At 38.5% G+C, this 24,778-nt stretch carries 29 protein-coding genes, 1 tRNA gene and 1 other annotated feature; of the genes, 21 read left to right on the forward strand and 9 right to left on the reverse strand.

Annotated elements, in window-relative coordinates; translation table 11 throughout:
- Positions 1-52 precede the first annotated feature (52 nt).
- Genes PT287_RS07495 through PT287_RS07505 form a run of 3 tightly spaced genes read left to right on the forward strand, consistent with a single transcriptional unit; the run spans position 53 to position 1,983 of the window.
- Complete coding sequence (locus PT287_RS07495) at positions 53-1,558, forward strand: gluconokinase (protein WP_277133846.1); 1,506 nt, start codon at positions 53-55, stop codon at positions 1,556-1,558.
- Positions 1,559-1,605: 47 nt separating this feature from the next.
- On the forward strand, positions 1,606-1,827 hold the full coding sequence (locus PT287_RS07500) for a hypothetical protein (RefSeq protein WP_277133849.1): 222 nt from the start codon (positions 1,606-1,608) through the stop codon (positions 1,825-1,827).
- A gap of 3 nt (positions 1,828-1,830) precedes the next feature.
- Positions 1,831-1,983, forward strand: a complete 153-nt coding sequence (locus PT287_RS07505; protein ID WP_277133852.1) for a hypothetical protein — start codon at positions 1,831-1,833, stop codon at positions 1,981-1,983.
- A gap of 67 nt (positions 1,984-2,050) precedes the next feature.
- Here PT287_RS07505 and PT287_RS07510 read toward each other — a convergent pair whose 3' ends face one another.
- Entirely contained in the window at positions 2,051-3,505 is a 1,455-nt protein-coding gene (locus PT287_RS07510) for a DASS family sodium-coupled anion symporter (RefSeq protein ID WP_277133854.1), read from the reverse strand.
- A 292-nt stretch (positions 3,506-3,797) separates the two neighbouring features.
- On the opposite strand from PT287_RS07510, the gene PT287_RS07515 reads away from it, so the two are divergent.
- On the forward strand, positions 3,798-4,307 hold the full coding sequence (locus PT287_RS07515) for a GNAT family N-acetyltransferase (RefSeq protein WP_277133971.1): 510 nt from the start codon (positions 3,798-3,800) through the stop codon (positions 4,305-4,307).
- 69 nt (positions 4,308-4,376) lie between these two features.
- Here PT287_RS07515 and PT287_RS07520 read toward each other — a convergent pair whose 3' ends face one another.
- Entirely contained in the window at positions 4,377-5,564 is a 1,188-nt protein-coding gene (locus tag PT287_RS07520; protein WP_277133973.1) for a hypothetical protein, read from the reverse strand.
- A 182-nt stretch (positions 5,565-5,746) separates the two neighbouring features.
- Here PT287_RS07520 and PT287_RS07525 point away from each other — a divergent pair, with 182 nt between their 5' ends.
- From PT287_RS07525 to PT287_RS07575, 11 genes are all read left to right on the forward strand, one after another.
- Positions 5,747-6,946 (forward strand): amidohydrolase family protein, encoded by a 1,200-nt coding sequence (locus PT287_RS07525; protein WP_277133856.1) that lies wholly within the window; start codon positions 5,747-5,749, stop codon positions 6,944-6,946.
- Between the two features lie 30 nt (positions 6,947-6,976).
- Positions 6,977-8,161 carry an amidohydrolase family protein gene (locus PT287_RS07530; protein WP_277133858.1) on the forward strand — a complete coding sequence of 395 codons (1,185 nt, stop codon included), beginning with the start codon at positions 6,977-6,979 and terminating at the stop codon, positions 8,159-8,161.
- Positions 8,162-8,801: 640 nt separating this feature from the next.
- Positions 8,802-9,167, forward strand: coding sequence for an ester cyclase (locus tag PT287_RS07535; protein ID WP_277133859.1), 366 nt, complete (start codon positions 8,802-8,804; stop codon positions 9,165-9,167).
- 44 nt (positions 9,168-9,211) lie between these two features.
- Positions 9,212-9,451, forward strand: a binding site (T-box leader).
- A 43-nt stretch (positions 9,452-9,494) separates the two neighbouring features.
- Positions 9,495-10,679 (forward strand): amidohydrolase family protein, encoded by a 1,185-nt coding sequence (locus PT287_RS07540; protein WP_277133861.1) that lies wholly within the window; start codon positions 9,495-9,497, stop codon positions 10,677-10,679.
- 87 nt (positions 10,680-10,766) lie between these two features.
- Positions 10,767-11,948, forward strand: a complete 1,182-nt coding sequence (locus PT287_RS07545) for an amidohydrolase family protein (RefSeq protein ID WP_277133863.1) — start codon at positions 10,767-10,769, stop codon at positions 11,946-11,948.
- Positions 11,949-12,080: 132 nt separating this feature from the next.
- Positions 12,081-13,559, forward strand: a complete 1,479-nt coding sequence (locus PT287_RS07550; protein WP_277133864.1) for an MFS transporter — start codon at positions 12,081-12,083, stop codon at positions 13,557-13,559.
- Between the two features lie 110 nt (positions 13,560-13,669).
- On the forward strand, positions 13,670-14,671 hold the full coding sequence (locus tag PT287_RS07555; protein WP_277133866.1) for a D-2-hydroxyacid dehydrogenase: 1,002 nt from the start codon (positions 13,670-13,672) through the stop codon (positions 14,669-14,671).
- A gap of 144 nt (positions 14,672-14,815) precedes the next feature.
- The gene (locus tag PT287_RS07560) at positions 14,816-15,526 is read left to right on the forward strand and encodes a lysozyme (protein WP_277133868.1); all 711 of its coding nucleotides are present in this window, start codon (positions 14,816-14,818) and stop codon (positions 15,524-15,526) included.
- Positions 15,523-16,761, forward strand: coding sequence for a DEAD/DEAH box helicase (locus PT287_RS07565; protein ID WP_277133975.1), 1,239 nt, complete (start codon positions 15,523-15,525; stop codon positions 16,759-16,761). Before PT287_RS07560 ends, PT287_RS07565 begins: the two co-directional genes overlap by 4 nt.
- Complete coding sequence (locus PT287_RS07570) at positions 16,758-18,086, forward strand: PTS transporter subunit EIIC (protein ID WP_277133870.1); 1,329 nt, start codon at positions 16,758-16,760, stop codon at positions 18,084-18,086. The genes PT287_RS07565 and PT287_RS07570 overlap by 4 nt, the downstream gene beginning before the upstream one ends.
- 53 nt (positions 18,087-18,139) lie before the next feature.
- A tRNA-Arg gene (locus PT287_RS07575) sits at positions 18,140-18,212 on the forward strand.
- A 70-nt stretch (positions 18,213-18,282) separates the two neighbouring features.
- Here PT287_RS07575 and PT287_RS10100 read toward each other — a convergent pair.
- The 5 genes from PT287_RS10100 to PT287_RS07600 form a co-directional block, all read right to left on the reverse strand.
- Positions 18,283-19,410, reverse strand: a complete 1,128-nt coding sequence (locus PT287_RS10100; protein WP_277133871.1) for a site-specific integrase — start codon at positions 19,408-19,410, stop codon at positions 18,283-18,285.
- Positions 19,411-19,553: 143 nt separating this feature from the next.
- The gene (locus tag PT287_RS07585) at positions 19,554-19,928 is read right to left on the reverse strand and encodes a transporter (RefSeq protein WP_277133872.1); all 375 of its coding nucleotides are present in this window, start codon (positions 19,926-19,928) and stop codon (positions 19,554-19,556) included.
- Between the two features lie 59 nt (positions 19,929-19,987).
- The gene (locus tag PT287_RS07590) at positions 19,988-20,500 is read right to left on the reverse strand and encodes a hypothetical protein (protein WP_277133874.1); all 513 of its coding nucleotides are present in this window, start codon (positions 20,498-20,500) and stop codon (positions 19,988-19,990) included.
- Positions 20,501-20,582: 82 nt separating this feature from the next.
- The gene (locus tag PT287_RS07595; protein ID WP_277133875.1) at positions 20,583-21,023 is read right to left on the reverse strand and encodes an ImmA/IrrE family metallo-endopeptidase; all 441 of its coding nucleotides are present in this window, start codon (positions 21,021-21,023) and stop codon (positions 20,583-20,585) included.
- Entirely contained in the window at positions 21,016-21,381 is a 366-nt protein-coding gene (locus PT287_RS07600) for a helix-turn-helix transcriptional regulator (protein WP_277133876.1), read from the reverse strand. Before PT287_RS07600 ends, PT287_RS07595 begins: the two co-directional genes overlap by 8 nt.
- A 290-nt stretch (positions 21,382-21,671) precedes the next feature.
- Between PT287_RS07600 and PT287_RS07605 the strand changes: the two genes are divergently transcribed.
- Entirely contained in the window at positions 21,672-21,851 is a 180-nt protein-coding gene (locus PT287_RS07605) for a hypothetical protein (protein WP_277133877.1), read from the forward strand.
- On the opposite strand, the gene PT287_RS07610 is transcribed toward PT287_RS07605, so the two are convergent.
- Positions 21,840-22,091 carry a hypothetical protein gene (locus tag PT287_RS07610; protein ID WP_277133879.1) on the reverse strand — a complete coding sequence of 84 codons (252 nt, stop codon included), beginning with the start codon at positions 22,089-22,091 and terminating at the stop codon, positions 21,840-21,842. The genes PT287_RS07605 and PT287_RS07610 overlap by 12 nt on opposite strands.
- 79 nt (positions 22,092-22,170) lie before the next feature.
- On the opposite strand from PT287_RS07610, the gene PT287_RS07615 reads away from it, so the two are divergent.
- The 3 genes from PT287_RS07615 to PT287_RS07625 are packed head-to-tail and all read left to right on the forward strand — an operon-like array spanning position 22,171 to position 23,387.
- Entirely contained in the window at positions 22,171-22,359 is a 189-nt protein-coding gene (locus PT287_RS07615) for an XRE family transcriptional regulator (RefSeq protein WP_277133880.1), read from the forward strand.
- Between the two features lie 14 nt (positions 22,360-22,373).
- Positions 22,374-23,165, forward strand: a complete 792-nt coding sequence (locus PT287_RS07620) for an ORF6N domain-containing protein (protein WP_277133881.1) — start codon at positions 22,374-22,376, stop codon at positions 23,163-23,165.
- Positions 23,166-23,387, forward strand: a complete 222-nt coding sequence (locus PT287_RS07625; RefSeq protein ID WP_277133883.1) for a hypothetical protein — start codon at positions 23,166-23,168, stop codon at positions 23,385-23,387.
- Here PT287_RS07625 and PT287_RS07630 read toward each other — a convergent pair.
- Complete coding sequence (locus PT287_RS07630; RefSeq protein WP_277133886.1) at positions 23,376-24,113, reverse strand: DUF4145 domain-containing protein; 738 nt, start codon at positions 24,111-24,113, stop codon at positions 23,376-23,378. The genes PT287_RS07625 and PT287_RS07630 overlap by 12 nt on opposite strands.
- Before the next feature lie 77 nt (positions 24,114-24,190).
- Between PT287_RS07630 and PT287_RS07635 the strand changes: the two genes are divergently transcribed.
- Positions 24,191-24,526 carry a hypothetical protein gene (locus PT287_RS07635; protein WP_277133889.1) on the forward strand — a complete coding sequence of 112 codons (336 nt, stop codon included), beginning with the start codon at positions 24,191-24,193 and terminating at the stop codon, positions 24,524-24,526.
- An 11-nt stretch (positions 24,527-24,537) separates the two neighbouring features.
- Complete coding sequence (locus tag PT287_RS07640; protein ID WP_277133891.1) at positions 24,538-24,765, forward strand: hypothetical protein; 228 nt, start codon at positions 24,538-24,540, stop codon at positions 24,763-24,765.
- Positions 24,766-24,778 lie beyond the last annotated feature (13 nt).

Genomic DNA, 24,778 nt, shown 5'->3' on the forward strand with positions numbered 1-24,778 from the left:
CCAATTACGCGTTATACTTAAAAGAAGAGCAATAGCGACACAGGAGGAAATTGTGGATTATTCAATTGGAATTGATATTGGTACGACAAGCACTAAGGCGCTGCTATACCATGACAATCAGGTGGTTGCCAGCAGTCATCAGGGTTACAAGTTGTTTCGCGATGAGACGGGTATGGCAGAAGAAAATCAGGCAGATATTTTGAATGCGGTTGCCGAGGTTTTGCGTGCGGTCATGACCAAAGTGAATTTTCAGAATGACAATTTGGCATGTATCGCTTTTTCCAGTGCTAATCAAAGTCTGATTGCCTTAGACAAGGATTTTCATTCATTAACGCGGTTGCAGACTTGGGCCGACACCCGTTCAGCGAAGTATGCGGCAGAGTTAAAGGCAACGCCGCTGGGGAAGAAGATTTATCAAAATACGGGAACGCCCATCCATCCCATGTCGTTATTGGCTAAAATAATGTGGTTGAAGCGCGAAGAGCCAGAGATTTTTCAAAAAGCTGCTTATTACTGCGGCATTAAGGAATATGTTATTTACCATTTATTTGGCGCTTGGCAAATGGATATGTCGGTTGCTAGTTGCACAGGTTTGTTTAACATAAGAGATTTAGCTTGGGATGAAGTTGCTCTGCAGACTGCTGGAATTACGGCCAAGCAGCTGCCACCAATTGTTGATGTGTACCAAAAATTGCCTAAGCTTAAGCCTAAGTATGCCAGCTTAATTGGCTGTCCTGAAGATGTCACTTTTATTCAGGGAGCATTTGATGGTGCTTTATCCAACGTTGGCTTGGGAGCAACTGAACAGGGTGTGATGGCACTGACTGTCGGCACTTCTGGTGCACTGCGAGTGATTACCGACCATACCGTACTTGATGAACATGCAAGGACATTCTGTTATCTGCTCGACAGTAAGCATTACGTAGTTGGCGGTTCAGTTAACAGCGGTGGCAGCGTATATGAATGGGCGGTTAGAAACTTGTTGCCGCAGGGAAGTAACTTGCCATACGAGCAAGCGAGTTCATTGGCAGCTCAATCTCCCGCTGGTGCTCATGGCTTAATCTTTTATCCATTTTTAGGTGGTGAACGAGCACCGCTGTGGGATGCCAATGCTCGCGGCGCTTTTTTCGGCTTGGGTCAAGTGCACGACCGGAGTGATATGATCCGGGCCGTGCTTGAAGGCATTGCTTACAACCTGAAGCATGTTTTGCAAATTCTTGAAAAAGTTGTTGGGCAGCCAGATGTTGTACTTGCAGCTGGGGGCTTGGTAAAATCAAAATTATGGTGTCAAATCTTAGCAGATATTCTCGAATATCCCGTTATCGTACCTGCTGATGTTGAATCATCTTGCTTGGGAGCGAATATTGTTGGGCTCAAAGCCGTGCAGAAGATTACTGCATTTAAAGATGCAGCACAGCAGCACGATGTGCAAGACAAGTTTTTGCCAACACCCGCTAATTTACCTAAGTATCAGCAATTATTCAAAATTTACCGCGATTTACTGCCAAAATTACAATCGGAATTTGCCGCAATTACTGCAATCCAAAAGGAAGGTTGATATTATTTTAATTTCTAAATCTGTTATATATCCTAATCATGAGTACCGTGAAGACAAAAGATTATATTGGGTCGCATTTTCTCAAATGGAAACGATTTTCGTTGTGGCAGCTTAATTTGATGGCGCTGCACAAGCGCGTCCAGTTTAAGACGCTTTATTATCATGAAAAATTTTGCGGCTTAGTCTATTATGTTGCGGGTAAACAAATTATTTATCTGGTTAAGGGGAAGAGTAAGGGTATTAATGAAGATATTGGTGGCGTTAGCTAATTAATGAATTGTCAAAAGTGGTTTAAGGAATGGAAGCTCTTTGCTAGATACCATGAGCTGTTTGATGAGCAGTGCGGTGAAACTATTGACCTAACTGATTTTGATATTGTTGACCTGATAGCTGATAAAGGCATTTATGACAATTTTATTCTTTGATAATTCTAAAAAAGCGATTGTTCACATAATTGTGAGCAGTCGCTTTTAATATACTTAAAATTTTAAATTACCACATCCCGATTACTTTCATCCAGCCTAAGCCGATGATGGTGTATACCAGAATGTAGAAAAGACCAAAGATAAAGCTCATCTTCCACCATTCGTCTTGCTTAACGTAACCAGAAGCGGCAAGAACGGAAGCGGCAGGACTAGAGTAATGCGTGGTTGAGCCCATAATTGCTGAAAACATGGCTAAAAATTGGGCTGCAACTGCTTTAGGAGCGCCAGCGGCGATAGCAACTGTTAACAAAGGCAGGTACATTGCCGAGTTGTGAGCTGTAGCACTAGCAAATAAGTAGTGAGTATAGAACAAAACTAGGGCTAAAATGATCAAGACTAAGAGCCAGTTGATACCCTTTAAGCTGTTAGCGATACTATTAGAAATCCAACCGATAAAGCCAAACTGAGTTAATTTTTCTGCCATAAAGACAAGAATTGATAGCCAAATTAAAATATTCCAGGCACCAGTTTCGTGTAATAGATCATTGGGCGTTAGCACACCAGCTAACAACAATAAGGAAACTGAAATAAAGGCAATCAGTGTAGCATCAATATGTAAGCTGCTAGAGAGCATCCACAATAACAAAGTAATTAAGAAAATTATACACATCGTAATTTCCGGCATTGTAAATTTACCTAATTTAGCCAACTGTTTATTGGCCCATTTTTTGGCATCGGGTGTTTCTTTAACAGTGGGTGGATACATCTTATAGATGAAGTACGGGACAACAGCTAAACAAATTGCTGCGGGGACAATACTTGCTAAGAGCCAGCCCATCCAACTCATCGTGACCCCTGCTTTACCAGCTAGTGACACTGCAATTAAGTTCGGAGCACAGGCTGTCATAAACAGTGAGGAAGTAATAATATTAACTTGAAATTCCGTGAAGGTTAAGTACGCACCCATCCTTTTTCTGGAAGGGTCGTTAGGCTTAGACTCAAAGGCATCAGCTAGGGACTGAATTAACGGATAAACAACACCGCCAGCACGTGCTGCATTTGAAGGGGTTGCAGGGGAAACAATCAGATCGATTGCTCCAATAGCGTAACCAAGACCAAGTGACTTTTTGCCAAACCACTTAACAAAGTAAAGGGCAATGCGACGACCTAAGCCAGTCTTAACAATTCCGCGTGAGATCATGAAGGCCATAGCTACTAGCCATGCTGAAGAATTACTGAAAGCATCAATCGCGCCTTTAGCAATTATTTTGCCATTAACTACTTGGTCAGCTAATGGGACTAGTCCGGTACAAATAGTGAAGGTAAAACCAAGTAACGTAACGCCAGCAATGGGTAATGGCTGAGTAATACAACCTAAAATTGTCGCAACGAAGATGGCTAACATCTTCCAGGCTGGGGCACTAACGCCGTCGGGTCTGATTGCAGTAGTTAGCCAGATAATTAGCCCCACCGCTAAGGGAAAAATAAATTTTTGATAATGGATTTGTTCTAATTTTTTCATAGATTCTCCTTTGAAATAACTAAAAACAATCTTATCATAAATTTTTACTTAGTGAACTAGTTAATTTTAAAAAGTTTAATTAATTGGTAATTTATTTTAAATATTGCAAATAGGCTGGCGAATTATAGCTTTCATAAATCTAGCATTAATAGGTATTTAGAGCGTTTTGACTAAAATGACTATGTTTATTTCAGAGAAAATAGTTAACTTATGCATAAATAGCGCTACTATTAACAGGTAATGACTTTTAAGTGGAAAAGAAGATGATATTATTTTAATTTTTAAGGCAGCAATTTATTCTAGTCATTCGTATCGCGAAGCTAAAAAATTATATTTAGCAGCTTTTCCTAAGTGGGAACGCTTTTCGCTGTGGCAGTTAAACTTGATGGCTTTGCATCAATGTGTGCATTTTCAAGCGTTTTATGACAATAACGAGTTTTGCGGTCTGATTTACTATGTTGTTAGTGCACAAACTGTTTATGTAGTATATTTAGCGATCAGTCCTGACTTGCGCAATCGAGGTTATGGTACGCGTGTTTTACAGCAGCTTAGGGCGCGATTTCCTGAGCGGCAATTAACGCTGGACATTGAGCCGGTAATCAAAACAGCTAAGAATTATTGTCAGCGTGTCCGCCGGCTGCATTTTTATGAGCAGAATGGCTTTCACCAAACAGCATCGAAGTTGATTGATTCTGATGGGCAATTTCAGCTGTTGACAACTGCTAGACAGCTCAATATTGACTCTACAACTGTAGCATTAAAGCAGATGAGTTCAGGGTATTATCATTTTAAAATTGAATAATTTGTACTAAAAAACGTCTTTTCATAGTTATGTGGAAAGACGTTTTTAATAAATTGGTGTTTAGTTTTTTTATAATAGCTTCAAGAAAATAGACGCGATGATGACGGAAGCAACCGATACGGTCGCAAAACCGCCGACGAGCATTTTGGGCAGGATTTGATCAACTAAGACTGCTTCTTCATCCTTATCCTTAGCAACATTATGGCAAATTTCGGTTGTTAAAATGTAGTCAGCTGGGAAACCGAAAAGAGCCGTGAGTGAACACGCAAAGGCCATTTCGGGACTCATGCCAAATGGCTTAGAAAGAATAGCAGATGCGATGAACATGCCCAAGATCCCTAGCAGCATTAAGACGATAATTTGTACGAAAACTTGACCAATGATTTGTGGAGTAGTGATGCTTAATTGAGAGAAGATGTAAGCAAGCAAACCGTACATTAACCATTGGAAAACATTGGCTTTGTTTAATGCGCTGTCTTCAAGGAACCCTAATTGGTGGGCGATAACACCGAAGATTAGGCAGACGACATTAGCATTTAGGTCAACATTAAATGAAGATTTCAACCAGAAAGAGAACCAATTTGCCAGTAATGCAACGATACCAACTTTGACTAAAATAAAAGCAGCAGTGTGATATTGTTTTGGCAACTTGAAGCCGGATTTTTTACCAGTTTCTTCTTTTTCTTCTTCAACAGAAATTGGCTTTTTAATATTGCCTTTTTGATATTCACCAGCAACTCGGCGACCTTCACGCTTAAGCATCCAAGCTGTTAATGGATAACCAACAACTGAGTGCATGACAAACATGGCGATCGGCAATGCGACTAAAGAAGTAATGCCAACGGCTTTTAGACCGTTAGTCATGAGTAATGCGGAAACAAGTCCCCCAGTTAATGGTGGTACAGCAGCGATAACTGTATGCCAGTCAAAGATTTTGGTGCCAATCGTTAAGGTTAACAGCAATGTCCCAGCAACTCCCAACAATGAGATACAAACGGCTTTCCACTGCTGGATTAATTCCTTTAAGTTCATTAGAGTACCAAGGTGAACAAGCAGCAATGAAATACAAATGTTAGCGAAATCAGGACCAAACGATGCTTTGGCGACAACGTCTTTTGGTAAAAATGTCCAATATCCAATGGCGAACAAGACGGCCGTAATAAAGACTGATGGCACATACGCATTAGTCAGTGAGGAAACCCACTCACCAATCATAATAAATAACATCACTACTGCAAAGGAAAGTGCAGCGTACATTGCTGGATTCATAAATTAATCACTCCTAAAAAATAAATTAAATTTGTATGAAATTGATTATAAAAGATAAATTTAGATTTAGCAACAACTTTTTCAAAAATCATGTTGTAAAATATTAAAAATAATCATAAAATATAATCATTAAATTAAAAAATAAATAAAAGTGTAATGAGGAGTAAAGGATGACAACTTTATATACAAACTGTAATTTGTTTGATGCAGAAAATGAAGAAATGCAAAATAACGCATGGTTACTAGTAAATGACGAAGGATTAGTGGGAGCTAGTGGTAAAGGCCCAGCACCTGCTGCCGATGAAAAGGTCGATTTGCAAGGACAGTACGTGATTCCGGGCTTGATTAATGCTCACACGCATATCATGATGGATCCACTGGATAACCATACCGCCTATTTATCGGAAACAGAAGCAACCGTTAATGCAATTAAGAATTTGAAGATTTTATTGCGCAGTGGGGTTGTGGCAATTCGCGATTGTGGTGCTGTCAGTGATACAGATATTAAGTTAATGAAGTTAATGCACCAAGGGCGAGTTGTAGGTCCTGAAATTGTACCTTCCGGTAGACCAATGAGTATTTTGGGTGGTCATGGTGACTTCCCAGAAGGTGATGATGGTAAAGAAGTTTGGGGACATTTGACAAACTGTGGTGCTGATATGCGTCAAGGCGTGCGGGAAGAATTTAAGCATGGTGCGAAAAACATTAAGGTCATGGCTACTGGTGGGGTTATGTCACCAACCGATCGTGTTGATGATACCGAGTTAAGTGCTGAGGAATTAAACGTAGCAGTTGAAGAGGCACACTCTAAGCATATGACAGTAGCTTCTCATGCTCAGGGTAATCGTGGTATTCAATTATCGCTTGAAGCCGGTGTTGACTCAATCGAGCATGGAATTTACGTTGATGAGCAACAGATGGATTTGATGATTAAGCAAGGGACCTGCTTAGTACCAACTTTGAATGCCTGTCAATGTATTTTTGATGCACCTCAGGGTTCGATTCCTGATTACATGATTGCCAAAAACGTAAAAGTTAAGAAGGACTTTTTTGAAAATGTTGGCAAAGCAATCAAAAAAGGTGTCCGTGTAGTTGTTGGTACTGATGCTGGCACACCATTTAATCGTTTTGACAATGGTACAACTACAGAAATGCAATTGCTTGTTGAAGTTGGTGCAACACCGCTTCAAGCCTTGCTAGGTGCAACCAAGTATGCTGCTGAATTAATCCAATTAAGTGAAGATTATGGTAGTTTGGCTGCTGGCAAGAAGGCTAACTTCCTTGTTCTGAGAGAAAATCCACTGGAGAATATTAAGGCAGTTGCTCAAGAAGATAAGCAAGTTTACCAGAATGGTAAATTGGTCAAATAATTAAAAACGAATTTTTAGGAGGTCTTTTAAATGACTAAAACCGCATATACAAATATGAATCTTTATGATGGTGAACAGGAAAAAGTCACCACAAATAGTTATTTGGTTGTTGATGATGAAACTGGCAAAATTACGGCATTGGGAACAGAAACTGCGCCGACTGCGGACAAGACAGTTGATTTGGCAGGTAAATATGTCATGCCAGGATTGATTAACTGCCATGATCACATGATTATGGACCCAGATGACCCAACTGGTGGTACGGCAACTGATGTTGTCCGTACGACTGTTAATTCTGTTAAAAACTTGCATACGATGTTGAAGTCTGGTGTTACTTATGTTCGTGAGTGTGGATCGACTTATGATGTTGACATTACAATTGCTCACATGATTGATGAAGGTAAAATTACTAGGGTCCCAGAAGTTATGCCATCAGGGCGGCCATATTCAATGACTGGTGGTCATGGCGACATGCCAAATTTTGGTCACCTAGTAGATTCACCAGATGAAATGCGCAAAGCTGTCCGTCAAGGACTAAAGAAAGGCGCTAAGTCCATCAAAGTAATGGCCACAGGTGGTGTTATGACCCAGAACGACTTTATGACCGATCCTCAATTGAGTGTTGCCGAGATTCATGCGGCTGTTGAAGAAGCTCACCACAAGGGCCTGATTGTTGCTGCTCATGCTGAAGGTAATCCGGGGATCATGAATGCCATTAAGGCTGGTGTTGATTCGATTGAACACGGCTTTTACGTTAATGATGAAGAAATTGATTTGATGCTAAAGCAAGGAACTTATTTAACACCAACAGTTGTTGCTGATTGGGCCTTTCCGACTTACGCTGAAGGTAAGGTTCCTGATTGGGAAATCAAGAAGGCTAGTGATGCACTTGGTGATTTGCGTAAGAACATTACCCACGCTAAGGAGCGTGGCGTTAAGATTACTTTGGGTACTGATGCCGGGACGCCATTTAACGATTTTTCAATGACTCCGATTGAACTACAATTGTTGGCAGAGCAAGGCTTTACCAATTATGAAGCATTGAGGACTAGCGTCCATTCTGCACAATTGATGAAGATTGACGATGAATATGGTACTTTGGCTGAAGGTAAGTACGCTGACTTTTTGGTACTTGACGGTAATCCATTAGATGATATTAAAGCAGTTGCCCAAGAGGATAAAGCCGTTTATAAGAAGGGACGACGAGCATATTAAACTTAATTAGATAAAAAAGCCCTCTCACTATAGTCTGAGAGGACTTTTTAATGGCTTAGCAATTTTAGCGGGAGTACTTAAAATAAGATATACATAAAATATAATGTTAGGTTAGGTTAGCGTAAAATTTCATTTTCAAATATGAATATGCTAAAATAATCGTATAAAGAAAAGAGCCAAGCTGGAACTTGGCTCTTAAAAGATGTTTCCGCTTCAAAGGCGGTGGCATAATTATATTAGACTAAAGAAGTCGTCGTAATCTTCGCCAAAAGGTATCGGACGGCTTTTTTAGTACACTTATTTTTTGTCATGCTTGTCGATATATGACAACACCGCAAGTATAAACATACCGAATGTAAACATCAGCATTAATGCTTCGTAAACACTCATCGGCTATTTTTCCTTTCAATAATTTGCTCCATGTCTCCATAGGCAACCATCTCCTTGGAATTAAACAGCCACCGCCCTTTAGCTTTATTCATCTTTGAATTAATTATAGCAAAATATTTCTATAATTTTGAACTTATTTTGCCAGATTTTTGAAAAATTAACGTAGCTTTTTGTTTCAAATTTAAAAAGTGCTTACGAATAAGAATAATACTTAGTACAATATTTGAGTAAAGTCAGATGGAGGAAAAGTATGTCAAATAAAGAATTAATCAAAAAATTTTACAATGAGGTTTTTACTAATCGCGATTTAAGTAATTTAGACGATTATATGGCTGACGATTATCGCCAGCATAGTCCAGAAGTTGCCGATAAAAAGAGCGGTTTTATCGCATTTATTAAACAATTTTGGCAGTTTAATCCTAAAATTGAGATGCTTGCAGTAACTAGTGACGAAAATATTGTGCAGGTGTTTTTCAAATGTACGCTCAAAAATGGGCACGTCAATAAGGTGTGTGATATTTATAGGATTGCGAGCGGAAAATTGCAGGAGCACTGGGATGTGATTGAGCATAATGTTGAAGATAAAAAGACAGTAAGTGGTAATTCGATTTTTTAGTTGACATCATTAAATAATGATGATAAATTAATTACAAATAAAAGTAAAACATCTTGAAAAGCAGAGTAATTATTTGTGAGTCTTAAAAGAGAAGCGATGTTATGGTGAAAGTCGTTAGGCAAACGGTAGTGAACATGGGCTTCGAATTGATGACTGCTGGCGATAGTTAGTCAGCAGCGGTGCTGCAGCCGTTAGCAATGCAAGCTATTGTTAGATAGCTAGTGAGGTTTGCCGTGTAAATGGTAAACAAATTAAAGGTGGTAACACGAGCACTCGTCCTTAAATTAGGACGGGTGCTTTTTAATTGCCAAAATAGGAGGCATTTTGATGAGTAGAACAATTTTTACCAATATTAATTTATTTAATGGCAAAGATAATGAAATTAAGGCGGATAATTATTTGCTGGTAGATGATAAAACGGGCAAAATTATCCAAACAGGCGCGGGACAATTACCGCAGGCTGATAAAACGGTTGACTTAGGAAGCAAGTATGTTATTCCTGGATTAATGAATTGCCACACGCATATTAATGATGATCCATTAACTTATGATGGAGATCCATCTGCTGATGTGGTTGAATCGACAGTTCGTGCTGTTCAACATTTGCATGATTTGCTGAAGTCTGGCGTCACTTATATTCGTGAATGTGGCAGTACCTATAATGTTGATATTACACTAACTAAGCTAATTAGAGAGGGTAAATTAACCAGGGTACCAGAAATTTTGCCATCTGGAAAAGCCTATTCAATGACTGGTGGGCATGGTGATATGCCAAATTTTGCTCATTTAGTTGACTCTCCTGATGAAATGCGCAAAGCTGTCCGTCAAGGAATTAAAGATGGAGCTGAGGCAATTAAGCTGATGGCTACTGGTGGCGTAATGACTGAGCATGATGCATTAGATCAACCCCAATTAAGTGAAGCTGAGATGCATGTGGCAGTTGAGGAAGCGCACCACAAGGGATTAATAGTTGCGGCCCACGCTGAAGGCAATCCGGGGATTTTGAATGCGATTAAGGCAGGTGTGGACTCAATTGAACACGGCTTTTACGTTAATGACGAAGAAATTAAATTGATGCTGGAAAAGGGTACGTACTTAACGCCAACAATTGTTGGTGCTTGGGCCTTTATTGAGTACGCTCCCGGCAAGATTCCTGACTGGGAAATGGCTAAAATCTCGGCAGCTTGGAAAGATTTGCGCGGCAATATTACTAAGGCAAAGAACGCTGGTGTCAAGATTACTTTGGGTACAGATGCCGGCACGCCATTCAACGACTTTACGATGACACCGCAGGAATTACCGTTATTAGTTGAGCAAGGTTTTACTAACTTCGAAGCCCTAGAGACAAGTTTAAATGATGCCAAGTTAATGAAGATTGATGATGAATACGGTACTTTGGAAGCCGGCAAATACGCAGACTTCTTGGTTTTAGATAAAAATCCGTTAGCTGATATTACAGCAGTTGTTCAAAAAGATAAGGCCGTCTACAAGAAGGGCTTGCGTGCATATTAAGGAAGCAATACGTTTTTAAATTGAAGTTGTCCTCGTGCTTAAAAGAGCATAAAATGGTTTTATTTAATAAAACTAAAGGAGAACATTATGAAAGTTCTATACCAAAATTTAAATTTATACGATGGTGAGCAAGATAGTATTCAGCCAAATTCTTGGCTGGAAGTTGATGAGCAAACCGGTAAAATCACTGCTTTAGGCAGCGGTAATGCGCCACAGGCTGATAAAGTAGTTGATTTACAAGGAAAGTACGTTATGCCGGGACTGATTAACTGTCACGACCATATGGTGATGGACCCAACAGATCCGCGTGGCGTAACTGACTTTAACGTGGTGGAAACAACAGTTGATTCTGTTCAGCACCTGCATGAAATGCTGAAGTCTGGTGTTACGTATGTGCGTGAGTGCGGTTCAACTTTTGACATTGATTTGACAATTGCTAAGATGATTAATGAAGGCAAAATCACCAATGTACCTGAAGTGATGCCATCAGGGCGCCCATATTCGATGACTGGCGGACACGGTGATATTCCCAACTTTGGCTATGTTGTTGATTCTCCTGATGAAATGCGCAAGGCAGTTCGGCAAGGACTGAAGCGTGGTGCTAAGGTAATCAAGGTGATGGCAACTGGCGGCATCATGACTGAACGCGACTTTATGGATGATCCTCAACTTAATGTTGCCGAAATTAAGGCGGCAGTTGAAGAAGCACACCATAAAGGAATTACGGTTGCGGCTCATGCCGAAGGTATTGCCGGCATTATGAATGCAATTGAAGCCGGTGTAGATTCGATTGAACATGGCTTTTATGTCAATGATGAAGCCATTGATTTGATGCTCGAAAAGGGCACGTACCTGACACCAACAATTATTGCAGCTTGGGCCTTTCCAGAATATGCGGTTGGAATTGCCCCTGACTGGGAAATGAACAAGGCGAAGAAGGCATTAGCTGATTTGCGTAAGAATATTGCTCACGCTAAGGACCGCGGCGTCAAAATAACATTGGGTACAGATGCTGGGACAACATTTAACGGCTTTTCTAAGACTCCTGTGGAATTACAATTACTAGCTGATGATGGCTTTAGCAATTTTGAAGCTTTGCAAACTAGTGTCAATTCCGCCAAACTTATGAAAATCGATGACGAATATGGCACGCTAGCAGTTGGTAAATACGCTGACTTTTTGGTTTTGGATGTTGATCCACTAGCAGATATTAAAGCAGTTGCTCAGGAAGATAAGGCCGTTTATAAAAAAGGCCGACGGGCATACTAAATTTAATTCAAAAACTAAGTCTATCCCTCTTGCTTTTTTAGCAGATAGCTTCATAATTGAAACAAGAAAAATAAGTCCCTATCACTGCAACGTGGTAGGACTTTTTATGTGATTTAATTTTGAGGAGCAAGAATGACTAAAAAGCAGATTAAATATGTCACGCTGGCGCTGATGCTTGGCAATATTATGTCGGGGCTGGATGGTACGGTGATTAACACCGCGATACCAGCAATTGTTGCCGCCTTGCATGGGATTCAATTTATGGGGTGGATTGTTGCCATCTTTCTATTAGGGATGTCGATTTCGATTCCCTTGTGGACTAAAATTGGTGAAAAAATTACTAATAAGTTGGCGTTTGAAATATCATTGGTACTGTTCATTATCGGCTCTATTTTTGAAGGCCTGGCACCGAATATTTTCTTCTTTCTAGTTGCCCGTTTGGTCATGGGCATTGGTGCCGGTGGTATGGGATCCTTGCCGTACATCATTGTCGGTTATATTTATCCAAATATTAAAACGCGGACGCGAATTTTGGGCTATTTAACCGCGAGTTTCAACGTGGCTGCGATTATGGGACCGCTCGTTGGTGGTACCATTATTGACACGATGTCATGGCACTGGGTCTTTTACCTGAATGTACCAATTGGAATTATTGCGGTTATCTTGAGTATGCTGTATTTCCGACCGATAACGCCCAAATCTACCCGTAAGTTTGATTTTTCTGGTGCATTATTATTGGCGCTGGGCTTATTAACGTTTTTAATGGGAATTCAGCTTCTAGGATTGACCAGTAACTTAGTTGTTACATTATTGGTTGCAGTTAGTTTAATTTTCATTGGTGGCTTTTTATGGCGAGAAAAGCGGGCTACCAATCCAATTATTCCCTTGTCGATTTTCAAAAATAAGGCGTTAGATGGTGATTTCTTACTTTTTGCGTTTACTTGGGGCGCATATTTGGCTGTCAATACTTACTTGCCAATGTGGGCTCAAGCGCTCTTAGGTACCACAGCGCTTGTTGGTGGCGTGACCTTGGTACCGAATTCAATTGTTGATATTACCGCGTCGCAGAGTGTTTCCTTTATTAGTGATCGGGTGCGCACGTTTACGCTGGTATTAATTGGGATTATTAGCATCATGATTTCAGTTGGCGGGATGTTTTTGGCTGGCTTGCAAACGCCGCTGCAATGGTTGACCTTTGTTTGTGCGTTTTCTGGAATTGGTGTTGGCTTTATCTTTGTCGCGCTGCAAGTTAAAGTGCAGGTAGATGCGGGGATGACCAACATGGCAACAGCGACGTCAACTTCTTATTTAATTAGAATTTTGGCGCAAACAGTGATGTCGGCTGTGTACGGCGTTATTATGAACATGGCGTTAGCACGCGGTGTCCAGCAGCATACCGGTATTACAATGCATATGATGAATGAGTTAAGTGATGCTAAAACGGCAAAATTGCTATCGGCACGATTATTGCCGACAATGCGGGCGATTTTTCATGCAGGTATTAAAGAAATTATGATGGTATCACTACTGTTACTAGTTATTGCGTTTGGTTTGAACTTTTATTTCAATTGGCATACTGATATGCAAAAAACATTTGAGGTTAATAAGTAAAAATAAATTTAATATAGATTTAAATAAATTCTAAAATAAAACTTTAATTCTTTGCTAATATTAGTTAAAATATAAGCAAAGATTTTTTGTTTAAAGGAGGATTTATCCTAATGAAAGTTTTACTATATAATATGACACCTGAGCAAATGGTTTACGTTGATAAATGGCGCAAAAATCACCCTGAAGACGATTTGGAAACAAGCGAGGAGATTTTGGATGCGTCAACAGTTGACATGGCCAAGGGCTTTGATTGTGTCAGTATGATGCAAGTTGTCGATATTGACCAAGAAGTAGTCTATAAGAAATTAGCTTCTTTTGGCATTAAACAATTGGCTTTGCGGTCAGTGGGCTACAATATTATTAACTGGGACTATGTCCACAAATATAACTTGTTTGTCACTAATACACCGGCTTACTCACCAAGAGCTGTTGCTGAAAACACGCTGACTTCTGCCATGTATTTGCTTCGTAACTGGGGTCAAATCCTTCAAAATGAAAAGCGCGACCTGAACTTTGTTCGTGAAGAAAACCTGATGAGTGACGAAATCTACAATAAGACAGTCGGAATTATCGGTCTAGGTCGAATTGGTACGGCAACTGCTGAAATTTTCAGTGCCTTGGGCGCTAGAGTTATCGGTAATGATTTAATTGAAAACCCAGCTAACGAGGCTTTCTTGGAATACACTGACTTTGACACAGTTATTAAGGAATCAGATATTCTGACTTTGCATACGCCACTTGACCCATCAATTGTTAATATGATTAGTGCCGAGCAATTTAAGCAAATGAAGGACACGGCAATTATTATTAATGATGCCCGTGGGCCGCTCATTAACACTGAAGACCTAGTAGATGCTTTAAAGAATCATGAAATTGCCGGTGCTGCCTTGGATGTTTTGACAGAAGAAAATGATTTCTTTATGAAGAAATTTGATGATATTTCTGAATTGCCAAAGACTTACCAAGAATTAGCCAAGATGCCAAATGTTGTCATTACACCGCACTCAGCTTACTATACTAAGACGTCAGTTAAGAACATGATTGAGCACAGTATGACCGATATTAAGCGAGTTTTGAATGGCCAAAAGCCAGTTTATCTTGTTGAATTGTAATTGGAAATTTTAAACTAAACGAGCGATTAACTTTTTTAAGTTAATCGCTTATTTTTTGAGGTAAAATTATCAAAATTTTGTTTGTTCGCTTATAATTAGAGTGTTGGTATAATTGATGTCGTTGTGGTAATAATGGAGAATTAAATGAAGCGATTTCATCACAAGTATACACTACCGGCGATTTTGCTGATGCTGGCAATTGCGATTACGCTTTTGTTTAATGGGTTATTTAATTTGAAAAGGCAGACGACATTGCCGCCAGATGCTAATTCAAATGCAATTGGTGTGGAACTTAATCAGAATTATGGTTATGTTGCAATGCATGAATTACAGGCAAACGGAATCTCGTTTGTTTATTTACGCAGCACGCAGGGACGGTCATTTTTTGATGATGACTACTTGGCTTATCGTGACCAAATTTTGGGAACTAAGTTAGCTTTTGGCACAAGTGTGGCGTATAGTGATGAGTCGACACCCCAGCAGCACTATACTTATTTTATGAAAAAAGTCGGCTTAAACACGGGCAGTTTGCCAATTATGGTTGAGCCAGCAGTAAGCGAACAGCGATTGGTCTATATTAAACAGATGGCACAATTCACGCAGCTATTGCTTAACATTGGTAAGCGGGTGATGGTTGACTTGCCGATTAAGTACAAAAAGTATTTTCCAGCTGACGTCTCGTTTATTATAACCAGCAAACGTGAGCCGAATAAACTTCAATATACTTTTTGGCGGTACTCGACTAATGGTCGTGTTAAAAATGTCCGCGAGTTGGAAGACGGTGGTGTTACTATGTTTGCTTACAACGGCACGGTAACACAATATAAACAGAAATATGGGCAGTTAATACAATAATGAAGCAAGAATTTGAAACAGTTTTAAATAAATTAGGCTTGAAACAGCCAACGTTAATTCAAAAAGAGACACGTGACGCGATTTTAAACGGCGCTAGCGTGGTGGCGTTAGCTAAAACGGGAACGGGTAAAACGCTGGCCTATGCACTGCCAGCATTAGAGCGCGTTAAGCAAGGAATGTCCAACAGCTTAGTAATTATCGCACCAACGACCGAATTAGCCGTGCAGATCCGCCATGCGATTAATCCCTTTGTCCATGCTTTAGGCTTAAAAGGGGTTAGCTTAGTTGGTGCTGGCAACCGGCAGCGTCAGGAAGATAATTTAAAGAAGAAACACCCAGAAGTTGTCGTTGCAACGCCGGGACGCTTTTTTGATTTCTTTTCCAGTAATTGCATTAGGGTAGAACAGATTAAAACGCTGGTTATTGATGAAGCTGATGATATTTTAGAGTTCAGTAAGATGGAACTACTTAGCTCTTTAGGACAAAACATGACCGCTGATGCGCAAATTTTGTTATTTGGTGCGACGGAATCGGAAATCACGCAAAAAGCCGAAGAAATTTTGGGGCGGACATTCTTATTGATTGATGTGCGCAGCCAGCAGGAAACAACTGTTAAGAATTATTTCTTGCAAATTGACAATGCGCATAAGATTGACTTTGTGCAGCGGCTGACACGGCTAGATCACTTCAAGGGAATTTTATTCTTTGATTCTAACCAAACGATGATGCGTTTTGCCGGAATTTTTGCTCATACTAAAACAAAATTTACGCTATTGGCAAATGAGTTTGGTAAGGAAAAACGTGAGCAAGCACTCCATGATTTGAAAATTGGAAAAAATAAATTGCTGCTAGCAACTGATTTGGCCGCTCGCGGATTGGATATTCCTGGCGTAACTTATGTCATTAACTTTGACATTCCGAGTGAAATCAATACGTATTTACACCGTGCTGGTCGAACAGGTCGCATGGGAGCCAATGGCTATGTAGTAACTCTTGGCGATGACCATGATTTTCGTGATTTGAAGAAGCTCTTGGGCGATGGTACCACTTTAGAACGGGTTTACTTTGCTGGTTTTAAGTTGGTAACGCAATTACCACGCAAGAAAAAGGCTAAAAAGGCAGTTACTGCAGAAGCTGCTGCGCCAGCACCAATTAAAAAGAAAAAGCATAAAAAACATCAAAATAAAAATAAGGGTTATCACCCACATTATTTAAAGCAGAAGGGGAAACAATGAGTCGATTAGTAGCTTGGCTGGAAGACTATGTGCTGCCAGTAGCTAATAAAATTGGGCAAGTGGGTTGGCTTGTGGCGCTAAGGGATGCGTTTATCTCCGTCATGCCAATTACCATTGCGGGTTCGGCCGCCGTGTTGATAAAAAGCTTGATTGCAGTAGCTAAAACCAATCTAGGTTGGAAGACTTTTGCATGGACAATGCAGCCACTAGCGTTAATGTGTAATGTGGTTTGGCGCGGGACATTTGCTTTATTTGCGCTCTTTTTAGCATTGTCACTAGGTTATCATTTTGCCAAAATCTTAGAGGTTGACCCACTTGCTGGTGCCGTAGTTTCATTGTCGTCTTTAGCAATGAGCATTGCCAATTTGACGAAAGTCCAAGTTGCAGGTCATGAAGTCGTGATGCAACATGCATTTGACATTGAGCAGTTTTCAACTACTGGTATTTTTACGGCAATTTTGTTTGGTACGATTGGCGTTTTAATTTATGCGTTTTGTGTTAAAGCGCGTATTATGATTCATTTGTCGGCTAATCTACCTTATGCGGAACGACGGGCTTTTGACTCATTGGTACCGGCAACGATTGCAATTTTTGTGGTTGGTGCAATTAATTTTATTTTTCAAGCAGTAACCGGTACTTTCTTTGGTAATTGGTTATTACATACAATCCAGTGGCCGTTAGTTAAGATGGGACAAGGCTTCGGCATGGTGATGCTCGTAACCTTGCTTGTTCAAATCTTTTGGTTCTTTGGGATTAATGGCTTAAGCGTGATGGCGCCAATGCTAGATTCGATTTGGCTGACGGCGCAGAATGTTAATATTACGGCTGTGCGTAATGGTAAGCCTGCACCACTATTGTGGGTTCGCGGTTCGTTTGACGTGTTTGCCTGGTTTGGTGGTGCCGGTGGAACATTAATGCTGATAGTTGCAATTTTGCTTTTTTCCAAACGCAGCGACTACCGAACAATTGCCAAAGTGGCATTAGCGCCGGCAATTTTTAACATTAATGAGCCAGTCGTGTTGGGACTGCCAGTGGTTCTTAATCCGGTGTACTTTATCCCGTTTATCGTGGCACCGTTAGTTAATGTTGCCTTTTCTTATGGGGTAAGCATGCTCGGTCTAGTTAATCCTGTCCAAGCGGCTGTCCCGGGAATTTTACCGCCGATTATTGGGCCGTTTTTAGCTTGCAACTATGATTGGCGCGCCGTGGTCTTGTGCATTGTTAACATGTTGATTGCCTTGGCAATCTGGACCCCGTTCGTGTTTGCAGCAGATAAATTGGCCGATGCCAACAGTCCGCGACCATATTATACAAGGCAATATTAATTACTAAAAAAATTGGCTTTTATCACGTAAATTTGGTAAAGTTAATTTTGTATGGCCCCGTAGTTCATCTGGATAGAACAATGGTCTCCTAAACCGTAGAGGTGAGTTCGAATCTCACCGGGGTCATTGAAGTATGGCGGTAAAGCCTTATAAATTAACACTTTCAACTTACTATGTTAGCCAATTGTTAGCCAAGCTATGCTAAATGCAATTTTTGTGGTTTATCCATAGAATCTAAAGCTTGAGCTAATATTTTTTGTTGGGTGGCTTTCATTTCATCTATCATGTAAGAATACGTATCCATAGTAATACCGATATTTGAATGTCCAAGTCTTTTGCTGATTTCATACCAGTCAACATGATGAGCCACTAAGTATGCTACGTGGCAATGTCTTAAACTGTGAAAATGGAATCCTTTTTTGTTAATACCTGCTTTTTTCATACGAACTCTGAGTGCATGATTAACAGCATTGTTACTTGGCAGCGTATTATTACTTTCAGCAAATACAAACTTGTGGTCATTTTGCTTTAGATTATTGAGAATTTTAATCAATGATTTTGAAATATAGATTGTCCTTTTAGAACTGCTATTTTTAGGTGCTTTGATTTTTTGAGAAATATAATCATAGGACTTGTTGATATTGATTGTCTGATTCTTCTCATCAATATCAGACCATGTTAGAGCCATAATTTCGCCAAGTCGCATTCCTGTATATATGGCAGTTAAAATCATGTATGGAGTGGTAAATTCATGATTTAACGAGCTTTTAGTGACATCAATCAAAGCTTGTATTTCAGCAATTGACAAATATTCAATATGATGTGTTTTTTTGTCATTCCAGACAACGTTAATTCTATTAGTGAAATTTTGTGGCACGATTCCTTCATCGTGTGCATCGGAAATGCATGCTTTGATTACGCCATGTAGTTTCTTAACTGTAATCTTAGAATGATTTTCGCCATAATCATTAATGAATTTTTGATAATCATTGCGATTAATATTATTTATTTTAGTTAGGCCAAAGTATTTTCTTAAAATATTGGTTTGACTTGTATAACGTCTTTTAGTTGCATCGGTTGTTCCTGGAAGTCGGTAGGTTGCAGCCCAGTCCCAAAAAAAATCAACGAATATCGGATTTGCATTGGTGATTTGGTTAGAATTTTTGGCAGAAATTTGTTCAATTTCCCATTTTTTGGCTTCTGCTTTGGTTAAAAAGCCACCTTTAGTTTTATATTTTTTCTTTTTCCCAGTCTTAGAATTAGCATCAAGAATGTACCAGGATACCTGCACAGTCCATGTTTTGCCACGCTTATATATAGCCACTTAAATCACTCCTTTAAATATGTTAAAATTAAGTGTAAACAAAAAGCACTGATACTAATTCAGCATCTTTTGTTTACATTTAATTCAGCTCTCAAGAACAATGTTTGGTCGCGGCGTTCTTGAGAGTTTTTTAGTATAGTTAATTAATTTTCTGCAGAATTATTTTTTGCTGGGTGCTGTAAAAATAAAAACACAATGCCGACAATTAAAACTACAATTGCAGGAAATGCAAGTGCAGCAGTAAAGCCAAATAGTGCATTACCGATTAAGCTTAGGACTGAGCCTACCATTGAAATATCATGCTTTTTTGATAAAACTAAAGCTATAATGCTCAGAATCACGCCAATCCATGCCATTGCATAGAAAAACGTACCAATTCCAGAAGTATTATGAGTACCACTCATTGCATCAGAAAATGCAGAACCAAAAATTACGAACCAGGATAATGTAAATAATACACAATTGATAATATCAAGAACTCCCGTCCACGTATTAATTGCTAAACGATTTTTCTTCATTCTTTCTCCCCTAAAAACTATTGCCATAGGTTTACTGTCGCTGGCTTTGTGGACACTAATTATTTAATAGTAACCTTAAATTTTGCAGCTTTTGATTCAAAGTCAACTAATGACTTAAATTGTAATTCAAATGTGCCGAGTTTTTTTGTACCAAATCCCGTTGTAACGTTTGCTTCTTTACCTGCTGCAACCGAATCCAAGGTATTGTTATTAATAGGATAATTTTTTAATTTTGTATTACTTGGACCGTAAACATTTAGATCCGTACCAATAGGCAAATCTTTTTTACTATCATTTTTTACATGATAAACAATTTTAATAACATTTTTTGGTTTAGTATCAGCAAATTCGTTACGCTCGCTAACTGCTTTAGCAGATTTGAGTGTGTATTCGACTTTACCTACTTTAACTGTGTCACCAATTTTATAATAATTAATTTTTGGCTGTGCTTTTTTCTGAGCAGACTTAGAAACTTTAGTTCCCCCTTGAGTATCGTTGTTATTGCTGCTGCAGGCTGTCAATGATGTAGCTGCCAACAAAGCTGTGGCTAATATAAATATTTTCTTTTTCATAACTTTTCTCCTTGAAAAATATTAATTACAAACATAGTTTATCAAAGTAAGTTAATAATTAATACGCTTATTTTTTTAGACACTAAAAAAATGCTTTTTGATGTTTGCCGAATTCTTTTTTAAAGATATCATCTACAAGATATTGCAGTTTACTAGGTACACCAAATGAACGTGCAAACTCATAAGACGAATTGATGTTCACATCATTCTGTCTACAATATTTAAGCAATAATCGAATTGCGAAACGGTTAGCTTTACATTCGTTTTCATCAATATTTGATTGAAGATTACAATTAATGATCAAATCTTCTTTATTACATATGGCATGCCAAATTTCATGAGCATATATAAAAGGCATTTCTTTTATAGAATGCCAATTTTCATTAAAGTAAATTGTACGCGGTATTCTGTAGGTGTATGAAACATCGTATGGACCTAAGTCGCTCTCACAAATCAAATTTATTCGATGACGTTTAGCATAGTCATCTAGCCATTGCATTACAGGCTCAATTACTTCAATCATCTAGTTCATCATCTTCTTCATCAAACGTATCCTTAAGAACTTCAGGATGATTTTTAACATATTGTTCAGCCAAGGCATCGTACATGTCTTTTAAATCATCAGGAATTCGTCCACCATAAGCCATACCAAAATCTTGCCAAGTAAGCTCATCATCTTTAGATGTCGGCTTGACGCCCTGTAGATATTCTGGAGTAGTATGTAATACTTTAGCAACTTTGGATAAGCTGTCTGGGCTTGGATTATATCGCTTCCAGCCGTAAATAGCATTAGTACCTATTCCAGCTTTTTCTGCAACTTTCTGTAAGCTATAGCCATATTTTTTGGCTAATTTTTTAACATTATCAAAAACAACGGTCATTTCTATAGCACCTCAAATAGAGCTGCGAAAAATAATTATAGCAAAGCTGTAAAAAATAGTTGACTTATTACAGCTTAGTTGTTATTATTATATCGTAAGCTAAAATGTAATAAAAAAAGTAATTCATAAATAAGTAATAAATAGCGATTTTTACAGGTGGGGACTTGCATAACGCCTTATTTCTTATGCACCAATTTTATAGCTTTGCTATAAAAAATGCAATACTTTTTATTACTTTTTTGCTTACTAAATTGTAAATATCAATTCAGCAAAGAAAGGAAGTGAGATAAATGGAAAACAATAAAAAAGGACGATTGAATAACAAACGTCCTTTTGACGGCATAACAGAATATAAACTTGATCAGCTTGCAAGAGAAACCATAGCTAGACTTCTTTATACCAATAGCTTTGACAGTATCAGATTAGCAATTGATTTGTATGATACTTGGCGCAGAAAACTAGAAAGGTAAATTGTCATCCTTTAGTTCTTCATCCGTTGGGATTTTAGCTAGCATTTCTTCAGGAAAACCGCCGTTTGTTTCCCCAGGAGTTTTTAAGCCAATTAAATCTTGCCAGTAATTCTCAACCAGTTTAATACAATCTTTTCTGGTAATTTCTTTTTTAAGAAATTTTGAGTTGGCAGTAATTTGACTACAGGCTAAGTTAACGGCGCTAAATAACAATTTATCTTTTTTATCATAAATATCCATGTTGAATTGCCTCCTTTCTATTGAAATTATCTCATAAAAGTAGGAGGGGATTTCATAAATTTAGAAAGGAAGTGAGACTATGCTAACAATTGATCCCGGGAGGGAGCTGGTTCAAAACTTCATCAAAAATAGTGAATTTAATGTATCTGATTTAGCCAAGACTTTTGGAATAACTAAACAAGAGGCAGGAGATTTTATTAACGGCAAAAGAGATGGAGAAAAAGCCAGTAATTTTATTTTAGGAGTAATTCATTATTACAAGCTTTAGAAAGGAAAAACAAAATGCAAGAACTAAAAGTGTTAGGTACCGAACATATCGGCAAGCTCGAATTCACAGGAATTGAAGGCGGATTCGGCAAGGACAAAAAAGCAATGTTGGTTAAGGACATTGCACAAATTCATAATCAGCCACTCGGAGAAATCAATAGAAGAATTAACGATAATCGCAAAAGATTTAAAGATAACCTTGATTTAATTGACTTAAAAAAACTCAATGGGTTTGAGCCATCGAGTTTTGGATTTAATAAGCAGTCATTTGCAAATTCAAATAATATCTATCTTCTTTCAGAACGTGGTTACGCAAAACTATTGAAAATTTTAGACGATGACAAAGCGTGGGATATATACGACCAGTTAGTCGATAACTACTTTAACATGCGAGTAGCAATCAAGAATGATGAGCCATCACTAGTTCAACAAAGAAGGCTTTCAATTATGGAAGACAATGCAGCAACCAGAAAAGCAAGAACACTGCTGAAAATTGCAGATGAAGTCAATTCTGACACAACTAAACAAATTCTTTTGGCACAAGCCGCTAAGGTCCTAACTGGCGAGATGACCTTGCCTACTATGAAACAGAAAGAGTACTCAGCTGGGCAAATTGCTGCCAAGTTAGGTGTTTCCGCGAACATGGTTGGGCGCACAGCTAACAAGCTAGGCTTGAAAGCAGAGCAGCCTGGTCAAAACCAATATGGCAGATGGGCGGCATCAAAGTCAATGAATTCGGACAAAGAGGTGCCGCAATGGCTGTATACCGATAAGGGGATGGCAGAAATTAAGAAGGAGTTGGCTTAAATGGAAGATGAAAACAGAAAAAAAGAGCAATCATCAAATGACTACTCAGAGGTTTTAAAGCAAAAAGATAAACAAATTAGGTCTTTAGAGTACGAAGTCAGAGACTTAAATCAACGTTTAGATTTTTCACAAACATTAATCGACGTTCAATTTGAGGCTGTATCAAAACTAATAAATACATTTGATAAGTTTAACGAACAAAGAAAAAATTTAAAAAGGTAAGTCATTATCTGAAACTGCATCTTCTTTAATACCAGCAAAAGTGGGATTTTTTGCCTCAACAAGAGTTTCTTGAGCAGAAATTTCGGCTTCAATAAACATAACAGTTACTTTGGTAAATTGTTTCATATCTGAAATATCTTTACTGGGATGTTGTTTTAAGTAATGAGTCTCATCGTTACCTATCCAAGCTGCGACTTTAGCCATATTTTTCAACTTAGGAATGTCAGAAAGATATTCATTTATAACAGCACCTAAAGCCATTTCAGAAATTTTGGGAGTGTCTATTGGATTGTTATCAATCGCATAATCCTTTATCAAAAATTCAATAGCTTTACGATATCCAACACCACATATTCTTTTTAGACCATATCGTTCAGCTTGATAGGCTTCACTATATATTTCAACAAAATCTGGAGATAGGTCCTTAATGGATTGATTAATTTCAATATCTATATTATCTAATGCTAATTCATATTCGGTTGGAATGTAGCTAAGGTAGCCCTCATTATTTGTACCAATTGTATAAACTTGCATAAAAAATTTATTACATTTAAGACATTGAAATACGCGAAAAATATCTGGTAAATCATCTACATCATAAATGTTTATGAGATTTTCTGCAGAGTCTGGATATGGCTTGCTAAAACATTCTTTAGGAATTTGTCTTTCTAAACAATATGGACATTTTTCAGGTATAGGTAAATCTTCAAATTCACTTTCATTCATAATAATTGACCTCATATTAAAAATTACATGTACTAATAAATTTTATCACTTGCAGTTAAGAAAGGATGCGAAAAGTAATGGAAGAAACAATAAGTGTTGAATTGTCAACTAAGTCTATCGATAAAATTGCTGACCTTGTGGAAGCAAAAGTAATTGCTAAATTACAAAGCCGCAGAAAAGCTATGGTAGAAGCTGCTACCGGTCAAATTATTAATCTTAACGAGTTTAATAAAAAATACGTCAAAAAAACGCCAGACTGGATTAAGCAGAATATTTTTTATGAGTTTAAGCCAAGCTGGGTTGAAGACATTCATCCTGGCAAAGGAAAAGCTTTTCGAATTCATGAAGATGAGGCAAAGCAATGGATGAAAGACCATCGGCACGAAATCGATTGGAATGCGAGAGTAATTTAAGGAGATAAAAAATGAAATTTAATCAAAATCCTAAAGTAAAACAGGATAAAGAAGATGCAGTTAAAGCATTAATGGCATTACTGATAATGGGCATTATCGAGTTTGCTTTCTACGATGCTAACAGATTGTGGCTGACGAATTTTACACGCTTCTTAGAAGATGTGGGTGCAAGTTTGTTAGTTGCAGCAATTGGCATGTTCATCAGTGCAGTTTACTTTTTAAAGCGTGACGAAAAATGACGGGTGAACAAAA

Source organism: Lactobacillus sp. ESL0679, from assembly GCF_029433515.1.
Lineage (GTDB): Bacteria > Bacillota > Bacilli > Lactobacillales > Lactobacillaceae > Lactobacillus.

Coding starts and splice junctions, on each gene's coding strand:
- PT287_RS07555 (WP_277133866.1), top strand. CDS start 13,670: ATGAAAGTTTTACTATATAATATGACACCTGAGCAAATGGTTTACGTT.
- PT287_RS07600 (WP_277133876.1), bottom strand. CDS start 21,381: ATGACCGTTGTTTTTGATAATGTTAAAAAATTAGCCAAAAAATATGGC.
- PT287_RS07545 (WP_277133863.1), top strand. CDS start 10,767: ATGAAAGTTCTATACCAAAATTTAAATTTATACGATGGTGAGCAAGAT.
- PT287_RS07625 (WP_277133883.1), top strand. CDS start 23,166: ATGGAAGATGAAAACAGAAAAAAAGAGCAATCATCAAATGACTACTCA.
- PT287_RS07615 (WP_277133880.1), top strand. CDS start 22,171: ATGCTAACAATTGATCCCGGGAGGGAGCTGGTTCAAAACTTCATCAAA.
- PT287_RS07540 (WP_277133861.1), top strand. CDS start 9,495: ATGAGTAGAACAATTTTTACCAATATTAATTTATTTAATGGCAAAGAT.
- PT287_RS07630 (WP_277133886.1), bottom strand. CDS start 24,113: ATGAATGAAAGTGAATTTGAAGATTTACCTATACCTGAAAAATGTCCA.
- PT287_RS07610 (WP_277133879.1), bottom strand. CDS start 22,091: ATGGATATTTATGATAAAAAAGATAAATTGTTATTTAGCGCCGTTAAC.
- PT287_RS07570 (WP_277133870.1), top strand. CDS start 16,758: ATGAGTCGATTAGTAGCTTGGCTGGAAGACTATGTGCTGCCAGTAGCT.
- PT287_RS07550 (WP_277133864.1), top strand. CDS start 12,081: ATGACTAAAAAGCAGATTAAATATGTCACGCTGGCGCTGATGCTTGGC.
- PT287_RS07640 (WP_277133891.1), top strand. CDS start 24,538: ATGAAATTTAATCAAAATCCTAAAGTAAAACAGGATAAAGAAGATGCA.
- PT287_RS07595 (WP_277133875.1), bottom strand. CDS start 21,023: ATGATTGAAGTAATTGAGCCTGTAATGCAATGGCTAGATGACTATGCT.
- PT287_RS07605 (WP_277133877.1), top strand. CDS start 21,672: ATGGAAAACAATAAAAAAGGACGATTGAATAACAAACGTCCTTTTGAC.
- PT287_RS07535 (WP_277133859.1), top strand. CDS start 8,802: ATGTCAAATAAAGAATTAATCAAAAAATTTTACAATGAGGTTTTTACT.
- PT287_RS07520 (WP_277133973.1), bottom strand. CDS start 5,564: ATGTACGCTGCACTTTCCTTTGCAGTAGTGATGTTATTTATTATGATT.
- PT287_RS07620 (WP_277133881.1), top strand. CDS start 22,374: ATGCAAGAACTAAAAGTGTTAGGTACCGAACATATCGGCAAGCTCGAA.
- PT287_RS07525 (WP_277133856.1), top strand. CDS start 5,747: ATGACAACTTTATATACAAACTGTAATTTGTTTGATGCAGAAAATGAA.
- PT287_RS07510 (WP_277133854.1), bottom strand. CDS start 3,505: ATGAAAAAATTAGAACAAATCCATTATCAAAAATTTATTTTTCCCTTA.
- PT287_RS07560 (WP_277133868.1), top strand. CDS start 14,816: ATGAAGCGATTTCATCACAAGTATACACTACCGGCGATTTTGCTGATG.
- PT287_RS07590 (WP_277133874.1), bottom strand. CDS start 20,500: ATGAAAAAGAAAATATTTATATTAGCCACAGCTTTGTTGGCAGCTACA.
- PT287_RS07530 (WP_277133858.1), top strand. CDS start 6,977: ATGACTAAAACCGCATATACAAATATGAATCTTTATGATGGTGAACAG.
- PT287_RS07585 (WP_277133872.1), bottom strand. CDS start 19,928: ATGAAGAAAAATCGTTTAGCAATTAATACGTGGACGGGAGTTCTTGAT.
- PT287_RS07505 (WP_277133852.1), top strand. CDS start 1,831: ATGAATTGTCAAAAGTGGTTTAAGGAATGGAAGCTCTTTGCTAGATAC.
- PT287_RS07635 (WP_277133889.1), top strand. CDS start 24,191: ATGGAAGAAACAATAAGTGTTGAATTGTCAACTAAGTCTATCGATAAA.